Genomic DNA, 12,661 nt, shown 5'->3' on the forward strand with positions numbered 1-12,661 from the left:
GTCAGCCCTTTCGGTGGGACGTGATGTGGTCGGCGTGCTCCTGGAGCGAGCGGACCCCGATGTCGCCCGCGATCAGCGACTGGATGCCCTGGACCGCCGCGGCGAAGCCCTGCACCGTGGTGATGCTGGGGATGCCCCGGGTGACCGCCGCGGTGCGGATCTCGTAGCCGTCGAGTCGACCGCCCGTGCCGAACGGGGTGTTGACGATCAGCTCGACGTCGCCGTCGTGGATCAGCTGCACGATGGTGCGCTCGCCGGCCGGGCCCGGGCCCTCGCTGTGCTTGCGCACCACGGTGGCCGGCACGCCGTTGCGGCGCAGCACCTCGGCGGTGCCCTCGGTGGCCAGGATCTCGAAGCCCATGTCGTGCATGGCCTTGACCGGGAACACCATCGAGCGCTTGTCCCGGTTGGCGAAGGACACGAACGCGCGCCCGGTGAGCGGGAGCGAACCGTACGCGCCGGCCTGGGACTTGGCGTAGGCGGTGCCGAAGACCGCGTCGATGCCCATCACCTCGCCGGTGGAGCGCATCTCGGGGCTGAGCACGGTGTCCACGCCGCGGCCCTTGGTGTCGCGGAAGCGGTTCCAGGGCAGGACCGCCTCCTTGACCGCGATCGGCGCGTCCATCGGCAGCGTGCCGCCGTCGCCCTCGGCCGGGAGCAGGCCCTCGGCGCGCAGTTCGGCGATCGTGGCGCCGAGCGAGACGCGCGCGGCGGCCTTGGCCAGCGGCACGGCGGTGGCCTTGGACACGAACGGCACGGTCCGCGAGGCGCGCGGGTTGGCCTCCAGGACGTAGAGGATGTCGCCGGAGAGCGCGAACTGGATGTTGATCAGGCCGCGGACCCCGACGCCGCGGGCGATGCCCAGGGTGGCCGCGCGCAGTCGCTTGATGTCGTGCGCGCCCAGCGTGATCGGCGGCAGCGCGCAGGCCGAGTCGCCGGAGTGGATGCCGGCCTCCTCGATGTGCTCCATCACGCCGCCGAGGTACAGGTCCTCGCCGTCGTAGAGCGCGTCCACGTCGATCTCGATGGCGTCGTCGAGGAAGCGGTCGACCAGGACCGGGTGTTCGCTGACCAGGCCGGCGTTCTGCTCCAGGTAGGTCGCCAGGGAGGGTTCGTCGTAGACGATCTCCATGCCGCGCCCGCCGAGCACGTACGAGGGGCGCACCAGCACCGGGTAGCCGATCTCGGCGGCGATGGCGCTGGCCTCGTCGAAGGAGAACGCGGTGCCGTGCTTGGGCGCGAGGAGACCGGCCTCGGCCAGCACCCGGCCGAACGCGCCGCGCTCCTCGGCGAGGTGGATCGCCTCGGGCGAGGTGCCCACGATCGGCACGCCCGCGTCCTTGAGCTTTTGCGCCAGACCCAGCGGGGTCTGCCCGCCGAGCTGGACGAGTACGCCCGCGACCGGTCCGGCCTGGGTCTCGGCGTACACGATCTCGAGCACGTCCTCCAGGGTGAGCGGCTCGAAGTAGAGCCGGTCGGAGGTGTCGTAGTCGGTGGAGACGGTCTCCGGGTTGCAGTTGACCATCACGGTCTCGTAGCCCGCGTCGTGCAGGGCGAACGCGGCGTGCACGCACGAGTAGTCGAACTCGATGCCCTGCCCGATGCGGTTGGGCCCGGAGCCCAGGATGATCACCGCCGGCGCGGTGCGCGGCGCGACCTCCGTCTCCTCGTCGTAGGACGAGTAGTGGTACGGGGTGCGCGCGGCGAACTCGGCGGCGCAGGTGTCCACGGTCTTGTACACCGGCCGCACGCCGAGCGCCTGGCGCACCTCGCGCACGACCTCCTCGCGCATCCCGCGGATCGCCGCGATCTGTCCGTCGGACAGGCCGTGCCGTTTGGCCAGGCGCAACACCTCGGGGGTGAGCTCCGCCGCGTCGCGGACCTCGCCGGCGATCTCGTGGATCAGGTACATCTGGTCCAGGAACCACGGGTCGATCCGGGTCGCCTCGAACAGCTCCTCGGGCGTGGCGCCGGCCCGGATGGCGTCCATGACCACGTTGATCCGGCCGTCGGTGGGCTTTTCGGCGGCGACCAGCAGCTCGTCCTTGGCGCCGACCTCGGAGACGAAGTCGAACTGCGAGCCCTTCTTCTCCAGCGAGCGCAGCGCCTTGTTCAGCGCCTCGGTGAAGTTGCGGCCGATCGCCATCGCCTCGCCGACCGACTTCATGGTCGTGGTCAGGCGGTCGTCGGCGGCCGGGAACTTCTCGAAGGCGAAGCGCGGGACCTTGACCACGACGTAGTCGAGCGTGGGCTCGAAGCTGGCCGGGGTCTCCTTGGTGATGTCGTTGGGGATCTCGTCGAGCGTGTAGCCGATGGCGAGCCGGGCGGCGATCTTGGCGATCGGGAAGCCGGTCGCCTTGGAGGCCAGCGCCGAGGAGCGCGAGACGCGCGGGTTCATCTCGATCACGATCACCCGGCCGTCGTCCGGGTTGACCGCGAACTGGATGTTGCAGCCACCGGTGTCCACGCCGACCTCGCGGATGACCGCGATGCCGATGTCGCGCAGGTTCTGGTACTCGCGGTCGGTCAGCGTCATCGCCGGTGCCACGGTGATCGAGTCGCCGGTGTGCACGCCCATGGGGTCGAAGTTCTCGATGGAGCAGACGACCACGACGTTGTCGTGCTTGTCGCGCATCAGCTCCAGCTCGTACTCCTTCCAGCCGAGGATGGACTCCTCCAGGAGCACCTCGGTGGTCGGCGACAGGGTCAGGCCCTGGCCGGCGATCCGGCGCAGGTCCTCCTCGTCGTGCGCGAAGCCGGAGCCGGCGCCGCCCATGGTGAAGGAGGGGCGCACCACGACCGGGTAGCCGCCGAGGGTGTCGACGCCCGCGAGCACGTCCTCCATCGAGTGGCAGATGACCGAGCGGGCCGACTCGCCGTGTCCGATCTTCTCCCGCACCCGCTCGACCACGCCCTTGAACAGGTCGCGGTCCTCGCCCTTTTGGATCGAGTCGAGGTTGGCGCCGATCAGTTCGACGTTGTACTTCTCCAGCACGCCGTTCTCGCTGAGCGAGACCGCGATGTTGAGCGCGGTCTGCCCGCCGAGGGTGGGCAGCAGCGCGTCGGGGCGCTCCTTGGCGATGATCTTCTCGACGAACTCGGGGGTGATCGGCTCGACGTAGGTCGCGTCGGCGATCTCCGGGTCGGTCATGATCGTGGCCGGGTTGGAGTTGACCAGGATCACCCGCAGGCCCTCGGCCTTGAGGATGCGGCACGCCTGGGTGCCGGAGTAGTCGAACTCGGCGGCCTGGCCGATGACGATCGGGCCCGAGCCGACGACCAGGACGGACTTCAGGTCGTTGCGCTTAGGCACTCTTGGTCTCCATCAGCGTGACGAAACGGTCGAACAGGTAGGCGGAGTCGTGCGGTCCGGCCGCCGCCTCCGGGTGGTACTGCACGCTGAACGCGGGCCGGTCGAGCAGCCGCAGGCCCTCGACCACGTCGTCGTTGAGGCACACGTGGCTGACCTCGGCGCGCCCGTAGGGGGTGTCCGAGACCGTGTCCAGCGGCGCGTCCACGGCGAAGCCGTGGTTGTGCGCGGTGACCTCGACCTTGCCGGTCGTGCGGTCCTGCACGGGCTGGTTGATGCCGCGGTGGCCGTACTTGAGCTTGTACGTGCCGAAGCCGAGCGCGCGGCCGAGCAGCTGGTTGCCGAAGCAGATCCCGAAGAACGGGGTGCCCTGGTCCAGGACGCCGCGCAGCAGCTCGATCTGCGAGGTCGCGGTGGCCGGGTCGCCGGGGCCGTTGGAGAAGAACACGCCGTCGGGGGCGACGGCGTTGACGTCCGCCAGGGTCGCGGTCGCGGGCAGCACGTGCACCTCGATGCCGCGCTCGGCCATCCGGTGCGGGGTCATGCCCTTGATGCCCAGGTCGAGCGCGGCGACGGTGAAGCGCTTGGTGCCGATCGCGGGGACCACGTAGGCGGTGTCGGTGCTGACCTGTTCGGCGAGGTCGGCGCCGGCCATCTCGGGGCTGGTGCGCACCCGCTCCAGCAGCGCGGCCTCGTCGGCCCGCGCGGCGTCGCCGGAGAAGATGCCGACGCGCATCGCGCCGCGCTCGCGCAGGTGGCGAGTCAGCGCGCGGGTGTCGACGCCGCTGATCCCGACCACGCCGTAGCGCGTCAGTTCGTCGTCGAGCGAGCGGCGCGAGCGGTGGTTGGAGGGCACCCGGGCGGGGTCGCGGACGACGTAGCCGGAGACCCAGATGCGGGACGATTCGGGGTCTTCGTCGTTGACGCCGGTGTTGCCGACGTGCGGGGCGGTCATCACCACGACCTGGCGGTGGTACGAGGGGTCGGTCAGGGTCTCCTGGTAGCCCGACATGCCGGTGGAGAACACCGCCTCGCCGAACGTCTCCCCCACCGCGCCGTAGGCGCTGCCGCGGAATGTGCGTCCGTCCTCGAGGACGAGCACCGCAGGCGTCGTGGCCCGTCCGGTCATTGCGGTCACGTGACCGATCCTTCCTGGTGGTTCATTACAGCCGTGCCGGCGGTCGCCGGCGGATCCCCGGCGATCAGCCGGGTGATGGTCTCGATCCACGCGTCGTGGTCGTCGGGGTGGTCGCCGCGAAAGCCCGAGTCGAGCGTGGTGTCGCCGTGCGTCCAGGTGATCACCAGCAGGCCGCCCTCGGGCAGCACCTTCCCGGCGATGCCCTTCTCGTGCCGCACACCGGTGAGCGCGGCGGCGGGGACGAAGAAGTCCGTCGCGGCGGGTCGCTCGACCACCAGGCCGTCGGCGCGCAGGGTCAGCTCGACCGGGCTGCGGGTGCCCAGGCCGTGCGCGACCACCCGGTCCAGCCAGTCGCCGGCCGTGGTGCTGCCGAAGTAGCGGCCGACCAGCGGCGGCAGCAGCGGCGCCGAGCCCGACTCGGGCGCGGTGTGCAGCTCGGGCAGCGCGGCCTGGCGTTGACCGCGCTTCTTCCAGGCGCGCCACATCAGCAGGTAGATGCCGAGCACGAAGACGAGGCAGATGCCGATCCAGAGGATGCGACCGCCCCAGTCCGTCACCTCCGCCGACTTGCGGTCGGCGGCGAGCAGCAGCATTTCGTGGTGGGCGTTGCCGGATGTCACGCGAGCTTCCCGTCGATCACCGTGGGTTCGCCGCGCAGGAACGTGGCGACCACCCTGCCGGGCAGGACCAGACCGGCGTAGGGGGTGTTACGGCTGCGCGAGGCGAGTTCGGACGGTTCGACCGTACGCCGTGCGCCCGGGTCGACCAGCACCAGGTTGGCTGGTTCGCCGACGGCGATCGGGCGGCCGTGTCCGTCGAGCCGGCCGATGTCGGCGGGGCGGGTGGACATGCGGTCGGCCACGCCGGCCCAGTCGAGCAGGCCGGTGTCGACCATGGTCTCCTGCACGATCGACAGGGCCGTCTCCAGGCCGAGCATGCCCATCGCGGCGACCGCCCACTCGCAGTCCTTGTCCTCGCTGGGGTGCGGGGCGTGGTCGGTGGCGACCGCGTCGATCGTGCCGTCGGCGAGTGCCTCGCGCAGCGCGGTGACGTCGGCGGCGGTGCGCAGCGGCGGGTTGACCTTGTAGACCGGGTCGTAGCTGCGCACGAGTTCGTCGGTGAGCAGCAGGTGGTGGGGGGTGACCTCGGCGGTGACGTTCCAGCCCTTGGACTTGGCCCAGCGCAGGATCTCCACGGAGCCGGCGGTGGAGACGTGGCACACGTGCAGGCGCGAGCCGACGTGCGCGGTGAGCAGCACGTCGCGGGCGATGATCGACTCCTCGGCGACCGCCGGCCAGCCGCGCAGGCCCAGTTCGCCGGAGACGGTGCCCTCGTTCATCTGGGCGCCCTCGGTCAGCCGGGGCTCCTGCGCGTGCTGGGCGACCACGCCGTCGAACGCCTTCACGTACTCCAGGGCGCGGCGCATGATGACCGCGTCGTCGACGCACTTGCCGTCGTCGGAGAACACCCGTACGCGGGCGGCGGAGTCGGCCATCGCGCCGAGTTCGGCCAGGCGCTTGCCTTCGAGGCCGACGGTGACCGCGCCGACCGGGTGCACGTCGCAGCGACCGGACTCCTGGCCGAGCCGCCAGACCTGCTCGACGGTGCCGGCGGTGTCGGCGACGGGGTCGGTGTTGGCCATCGCGTGCACGGCGGTGAAGCCGCCGAGGGCCGCGGCGTTCGCGCCGGTGGCCACCGTCTCGGCGTCCTCGCGGCCGGGCTCGCGCAGGTGGGTGTGCAGGTCGACCAGGCCCGGCAGGAGGATCTGCCCGGCGGCGTCGACGACGGTGGCGTCCTCGGCGGTGAGGCCGGCGCCGATCCCGGCGATCAGGCCGTCGCGGATGAGCACGTCCTGCGCGTCGCCGCCGAGGACCTTGGCGTCCTTGATCAGGTACGTGCTCACTTGGCGATCTCCTCGGTGCCGGTGGTGCTCGGGGCGCTCAGGGCCGGCTCGTTGCCGCCCAGGAGCAGGTACAGGACCGCCATGCGCACGCTGACGCCGTTGGTGACCTGTTCGACGATGGTCGAGCGGGTCGAGTCGGCGACCTCGGCGGCGATCTCCATGCCGCGGTTCATCGGGCCGGGGTGCATCACGATGGCGTGCTCGGGGAGCATCGCCATGCGGCGCAGGTCCAGGCCGTAGCGGCGGGAGTATTCGCGCTCGGTGGGGAAGAACGCGGCGTTCATCCGCTCGCGCTGCACGCGCAGCATCATCACCGCGTCGGACTTGGGCAGCGGCGCGTCCAGGTCGTAGGACACCGTGCAGGGCCAGGTCTCCACGCCGATCGGGAGCAGCGTGGGCGGCGCGACGAGGGTGACCTCGGCGCCGAGGGTGGCGAGCAGGAGCACGTTGGAGCGGGCCACGCGGCTGTGCAGGACGTCGCCCACGAGGGTGATTCGGCGGCCTTCGAGGTCGCCCCGGCCGCCGGCGAGCCTGCGGCGCATGGTGAACGCGTCGAGCAGGGCCTGGGTGGGGTGCTCGTGGGTGCCGTCGCCGGCGTTGACCACCGAGCCGCGCAGCCAGCCGGAGCCGGCCAGGCGGTGCGGCGCGCCGGAGGCGTGGTGGCGGATGACGACCGCGTCGGCGCCCATCGCCTGCAGGGTCAGCGCGGTGTCCTTGAGCGATTCGCCCTTGGAGACCGAGGAGCCCTTGGCGGAGAAGTTGATCACGTCGGCGGACAGCCGTTTGGCGGCGGCCTCGAAGGAGATCCGGGTGCGGGTGGAGTCCTCGAAGAACAGGTTGACCACGGTGCGGCCGCGCAGCGTCGGCAGCTTCTTGATCGGCCGCTCGGCGATGTGCGCGAGTTCTTCGGCGGTGTCGAGGATCAGGATGGCGTCGTCGCGGGTGAGGTCCGCGGCCGAGATCAGGTGGCGCTTCACTGGCTACTTCTCCGCGTCGGTGTGGGCGGCGGGGTCGGCCGCGCGGGTGCCGAGCAGGACCGCGTCGCGGCCGTCGTACTCGGCCAGGTGGACCTTGACGGTCTCGCGCTGCGACGTGGGCAGGTTCTTGCCCACGTAGTCGGCGCGGATCGGGAGTTCGCGGTGGCCGCGGTCGACCAGGACGGCCAGTTGCACCGCGCGCGGGCGGCCGATGTCGTTCAGCGCGTCGAGCGCGGCGCGGATGGTGCGGCCGGAGTAGAGCACGTCGTCGACCAGGACCACGAGCTTGCCGTCGATGCCCTCGGCGGGGATCTCGGTGCGCTCCAGCGCGCGGGCCGGGCCCAGGCGCAGGTCGTCGCGGTACATGGTGATGTCGAGTGCGCCGACGGGGACCTCGGCGCCGTCCTCGATGGAGGCGAGTCGTTCGCCGAGCCGGCGGGCCAGGGCCACGCCGCGGGTCGGGATGCCCAGGAGCACCACGTCGTCGGCGCCCTTGGCGCGTTCGACGATCTCGTGGGCGATGCGGGTCAGTGCCCGGTTGATGTCGGAGGGATCCAGGACCGTACGGGCGGTGGCCGGGTCGAGGTCCTTCGGACGGGCGGCCGACGTGCCGCCAGGGGTGTTGCGGGGTGCTGTCATGGAAAACAGACCTCCTTCCCCGTCTCACAGGACGGGCTTTAAAGGACGCCGGGGTACGTCCCTCACAGTATCAGCCGACATCATCAGTCTTTCGGCCGCCCGGATCGACGGATCGAGCCCGGGCATATGCCGTGGAAGCTCGCGTAAAGGTGCCTCTCACCTGCACGAATCCGGCTTTGTAGGCCGTTCGGCTTGACGGACGCAAATTACTCTGCGTAACCTCACAATGAGTCACCAACGGGCCGAACGCGACAGTCGCGACGTGCCGAACCTCGCAGCTTCGGGGAGAGTTCGAGGTACAGAAAGCCGGCCCGGAGGTAGCCACCCCATCGGTTCGGCCAACCACCGGTGGACCTTCACGGTCAGTCACCTGTTTTGGGAGCGAGATGTCCAGCGACTACGCCAAGCAGCTCGGGGCGAAGCTCCGCGCGATCCGGACCCAGCAGGGCCTGTCCCTGCACGGCGTCGAGGAGAAGTCCCAGGGCCGCTGGAAGGCCGTCGTCGTCGGTTCGTACGAACGCGGCGACCGTGCGGTAACCGTGCAGCGCCTGGCCGAGCTCGCCGACTTCTACGGCGTCCCGGTGCAGGAGCTGCTGCCCGGCGGCACTCCGAACGGCGCCGCCGAGCCGCCGCCGCGCCTGGTGCTCGACCTGGAGCGGCTGCAGACGGTCCCGTCGGACCAGGCCGGCCCGCTCCAGCGCTACGCGGCCACCATCCAGAGCCAGCGCGGCGACTACAACGGCAAGGTGTTGTCGATCCGCCAGGACGACCTGCGCACCCTGGCCGTGATCTACGACCAGTCGCCGAGCGTGCTGACCGAGCAGCTGATCGGGTGGGGCGTGCTCAACCCGGAGGCGCGTCGGGCCGTGGAGCACCAGACCAACGCGTGACGACGTGACGGCGGAGTCCGACTCCGCCGGAGGCACGACACCGCGGGAACCTCGAAGGGTCCCGGAGCCGGTCGGCTCCGGGACCCTTCACCTTATGTACGCGCGGCGGCCTCAGCCGGATTCGCGGACCACCACCCGCGGGTGCACGACCATCCGCCCGCCGGGACGGTAGTCGCGGCCCCGGATCAGCGTGGTGATCGCGTCCGAGGCGCCGGAGCCCATCGTCCGGGTGTGCATCGAGACGCTGGTCAGCCGCGGCCAGACCAGGTCGCAGAACGGCAGGTCGTCGGCGCCGACCACGGCCATGTCGTCGGGCACCGACCAGCCGCACTCGCGCAGCGCGGAGATGATCATCAGGGCGAAGTCGTCGTTGCCGGCGAAGACCGCGGTGGGCGGTTCGCTCTCGCGCTGCCATCGGCGCACGATCGCCAGCACGTCCTCGCGCACGTAGCCCACGTCCACCCGGCGCAGCGACACGCCCGCGTCCTCGGCGGCGGCCTGGGCGCCCGCCCAGCGCTCCTCGCCGAGGAAGGCCAACGGTCCGGACGGGACCAGGCAGGCCAGCCTGCGGTGGCCGCGGTCGATGAGGTGGCGGACCGCGACGCGGCCGGTGTCGCGGTTGTCGAAGATCGCGGTGGGCACGTCCGGGTGCTCCTCGCGCCCCCACGCGAAGATCGCCCGCACCCCCGCCCGCTTGAGCACGTCGACCGCGCCTCCGGTGAGCCGATTCGATTCCGCCATCACCGCGAGCGGGCGCAGCGCGGCCCACTGGCGGGCCGCGTCCGCGCCGCGCGAGGTGCGGTCGGCGTGGATGAGCAGGCTCAACTCGTGCCGGTTGAGCGCCTCCGTGAGTTCGTCGATGAACGCCTCGAGGAGTTGCCCCATGGGTTGCAGCGGCAGTGGGAAGAGGACCACGTCGCTGTTGCCCGAGCGCAGCGAACGGGCGGGCGCGCTGGGCGCGTAGCCCAGTTCGCGCACCGCGAGCATGACCCGCTCCCGGGTCTGCGCGCTGACCCGGACCCCGGGCGGCGAGTTGAGCACGTAGCTCACGGTGGACCTGGAGACGCCGGCGAGTCGGGCGACGTCCGAACTGGTGGGGGGTTTGGCCCCCGCCTCCGGCACGCTCATCCGCGACCCCCTGGGCGGCAAGTGACCGACTTCGTGCTCGTCATCTCGACGACACCCCCTACCGCACCCGCGCGCGGGGCCGGCCCGCGCGCAACCGATGACCACCGGATCACGGGGACGCGCGATCCGTTACCGCTTGGTTAGCCGGCACAACCTTGGCCGTAATCGCTCGAATGCGCTACCGACGCGTGTCGGTCGTTACAAGATCACTCGCAGTGACGATTCGCTGCGCAGTGCACTGCGTTCAAAGCTTGAACGATCAAATCGTTATCTAGTCGGGCTGATTTCATGTTGTGGACCCATTCCCCTGCTTATTCGTGTCACCTAGGCTCCGATCCCAACACCACGTCAAACGATTCGGGACCTCCGTGCAGGGAGGGTTTCGAGTCCCCTCCATCGGACGGTCCACATGAGTTCGACCACCACAGAGGAGCCCGGCTCCTCGTCGCCGGCACCGGTGTCCGTCGCGGACCCCGAGAACACCGGGTACAAGGTCGCTCCGCTCTACGCGACGTTGCCCCTCGCCAACATCGCGCTCTACATGCTGTGGCTGGGCGTGGGGGTGTACCTGCTCCCGATCCAGGTCATCCACATCAAGGGCGTGCCCGACCAGGAAGCGCTGAAGTGGCCGATCTTCTGGGGCGCGCTGTTCGCCACGATCGGCAATCCGCTGTTCGGCAAGCTCTCCGACATCACCCGCTCGCGGTTCGGCCGGCGCTCGCCCTTCATCCTGTTCTGCGCACTCGTCGGCGCCGCCGCGCTGTGCTTCCAGGCCAACGCGAACTCGATCGCGGCGGTGGGGCTGACCTGGGGCCTCATCCAGTTCATCATGAACGGCTACCAGGCCGCGGTGACTGCGGTCATGCCCGACCGGGTGCCGGCGAGCAAGTACGGCCGGTTCTCCGCGATGATCGGCCTCGGCATCCCCGTGGGCACGATCGTGGCCTCACTGCTGCTGGCCGGCGTCGACCTGAGCATGATCGGGATCGACGCGCGGATCGGCGGCTTCGACGGCCGCTTCGCCGACCCGTCCGACGGCGGGGCCAAGGGCTTCTACCTGATCGCCGCGATCCTGGTGGCCGCCGCGCTGATCTTCGTGGTCGTCAGCCCCGACCGCTCCACCAGGGACCTGCCGCGCGAGCCGTTCGCGTTCGTCGCCTTCGTCAAGGGCTTCTGGGTCTCGCCGCGCGAGCACGCCGACTTCTTCATCGCCCTGCTCTCGCGCCTGGGCGTGATGCTCGGCTACATGGTGGTGCTGCAGTTCAACTTCTTCATCCTGCTGATGTACGTGAAGATCCCGCAGGCCGAGGTGGTGTCCAAGCTGGGCACCCTCACCGTGATCAACGCGGTGGTGACCATCGTCGCGGCCGTGGTGATCGGCCCGATCGTGGACCGCGTCGGCCGGGTCAAGCCGTTCGTGATCGCCTCCGGCGCCGGCGCGGCGCTGTCCCTGGTCATCCCGATGATCTGGGCCACCGAGGACGGCATGATCGCCTTCCAGATCGCCAACGGCCTGTTCTTCGGCATGTACATGGCCGTCGACATGGCCCTGATCACCCAGGTCCTCCCCCGCCCCCAGGACGTCGGCAAGGACATGGGCCTGATCAACATAGCCAACGCCGGCCCCCAAATCGCCGCCCCGTTCCTGGCCCCTTTCCTGGTCGACGACCTGGACCTGGGCTACAAGGGCCTCTTCGCCTTCGCCGCCGCCATCTCCCTCCTGGGAGCCCTGCTGGCCCTACTGGTCAAGCGCGTGCGGTAGCGGCAGGGGCCATGCGGGGGCCGGATCGGGACTGCGCGTCACACCGGGGTTGGGTCGGGCTGCGGCGTCGCACCGGGGTTGGGTCGGGCTGCGGCGTCGCACCGGGGTTGGGTCGGGACCGCAGCATCGCACCCGACCCAAGGTGGGACCGGAGCATCACGCCCGACCCAACGCGGGACCGCAGCGTCACGCCCGACCCAAAGCGGGACCGCAGCGTCACACCCGACCCAAAGCGGGACCGCAGCGTCACACCCGACCCAACGCGGAACCGCAGCATCACACCGGGCCCGAATCGGAACCGCAGCATCACACCCGACCCAACGCGGAACCGCAGCATCACACCGGGCCCGAATCGGAACCGCAGCGTCACACCGGGCCCGAATCGGAACCGCAGCGTCACACCGGGCCCGAATCGGAACCGCAGCATCACACCGACCCAACGCGGAACCGCAGCATCACACCCGACCCAACGCGGAACCGCAGCATCACACCGGGCCCGAATCGGAACCGCAGCGTTGCTTCTTATTAGGCGCTTCGCGCCGGCTCGCGAGGCACCGCTTTTCTGCTCCCCCGCTTCGCTCCTCCGCAGAAAAGCGGCACCCCGCTCGCGGCTGTGCGCCCCTCCGCTTCGCTCCGGGTCGCCCAGCCTAAAAAACAAGCGGCGGCTCCGCCGCTCTCCGCGCTTCGCGCGTCGATCACCACCTCGGCCAGGGTCGTGGGCGCTGACGCGCCGACGGGATGCACCAACGACTCGGGTCACCGGGGAAAGCCCGTGTCGCGAGGGTGGCCAAATCGCGAATGGCCCAGGTCGCGCCGGGAGCCGGGCTCTCCCGATCGCCACGCCCGTGGCGCGTCAGCGCCCACGACCCAGGCCGCCCACGCGATCGACGCGCGAAGCGCGGAGAGCGGCGGAG

9 protein-coding genes are annotated in these 12,661 nt (G+C 70.6%); 2 read left to right on the forward strand and 7 right to left on the reverse strand.

What is annotated here, in order from left to right; translation table 11 throughout:
- Window position 1 precedes the first annotated feature (1 nt).
- The 6 genes from carB to pyrR are packed head-to-tail and all read right to left on the reverse strand — an operon-like array spanning window position 2 to window position 7,967.
- Window positions 2–3,313: a carbamoyl-phosphate synthase large subunit gene (carB, locus tag B4N89_RS03480; RefSeq protein ID WP_078974396.1), complete on the reverse strand. Its 3,312-nt coding sequence runs from the start codon at window positions 3,311–3,313 to the stop codon at window positions 2–4.
- A complete protein-coding gene (gene carA, locus B4N89_RS03485; RefSeq protein WP_078974397.1) occupies window positions 3,306–4,439 on the reverse strand; it encodes a glutamine-hydrolyzing carbamoyl-phosphate synthase small subunit in 1,134 nt (377 codons plus the stop codon). The genes carB and carA overlap by 8 nt, the downstream gene beginning before the upstream one ends.
- A gap of 5 nt (window positions 4,440–4,444) precedes the next feature.
- Window positions 4,445–5,041, reverse strand: coding sequence for a hypothetical protein (locus B4N89_RS03490; RefSeq protein ID WP_078979085.1), 597 nt, complete (start codon window positions 5,039–5,041; stop codon window positions 4,445–4,447).
- A 23-nt stretch (window positions 5,042–5,064) separates the two neighbouring features.
- Entirely contained in the window at window positions 5,065–6,351 is a 1,287-nt protein-coding gene (locus B4N89_RS03495; protein WP_078974398.1) for a dihydroorotase, read from the reverse strand.
- The gene (locus B4N89_RS03500; protein ID WP_078974399.1) at window positions 6,348–7,328 is read right to left on the reverse strand and encodes an aspartate carbamoyltransferase catalytic subunit; all 981 of its coding nucleotides are present in this window, start codon (window positions 7,326–7,328) and stop codon (window positions 6,348–6,350) included. Before B4N89_RS03500 ends, B4N89_RS03495 begins: the two co-directional genes overlap by 4 nt.
- 3 nt (window positions 7,329–7,331) lie before the next feature.
- On the reverse strand, window positions 7,332–7,967 hold the full coding sequence (gene pyrR, locus B4N89_RS03505; RefSeq protein WP_078974400.1) for a bifunctional pyr operon transcriptional regulator/uracil phosphoribosyltransferase PyrR: 636 nt from the start codon (window positions 7,965–7,967) through the stop codon (window positions 7,332–7,334).
- A gap of 386 nt (window positions 7,968–8,353) precedes the next feature.
- Here pyrR and B4N89_RS03510 point away from each other — a divergent pair, with 386 nt between their 5' ends.
- The gene (locus B4N89_RS03510) at window positions 8,354–8,857 is read left to right on the forward strand and encodes a transcriptional regulator (protein WP_078974401.1); all 504 of its coding nucleotides are present in this window, start codon (window positions 8,354–8,356) and stop codon (window positions 8,855–8,857) included.
- 111 nt (window positions 8,858–8,968) lie between these two features.
- On the opposite strand, the gene B4N89_RS03515 is transcribed toward B4N89_RS03510, so the two are convergent.
- The gene (locus tag B4N89_RS03515; protein WP_078974402.1) at window positions 8,969–9,985 is read right to left on the reverse strand and encodes a LacI family DNA-binding transcriptional regulator; all 1,017 of its coding nucleotides are present in this window, start codon (window positions 9,983–9,985) and stop codon (window positions 8,969–8,971) included.
- A gap of 409 nt (window positions 9,986–10,394) precedes the next feature.
- Between B4N89_RS03515 and B4N89_RS03520 the strand changes: the two genes are divergently transcribed.
- Window positions 10,395–11,747, forward strand: a complete 1,353-nt coding sequence (locus B4N89_RS03520; RefSeq protein WP_078974403.1) for an MFS transporter — start codon at window positions 10,395–10,397, stop codon at window positions 11,745–11,747.
- Window positions 11,748–12,661: the final 914 nt, after the last annotated feature.

The organism is Embleya scabrispora, assembly GCF_002024165.1.
Lineage (GTDB): Bacteria > Actinomycetota > Actinomycetes > Streptomycetales > Streptomycetaceae > Embleya > Embleya scabrispora_A.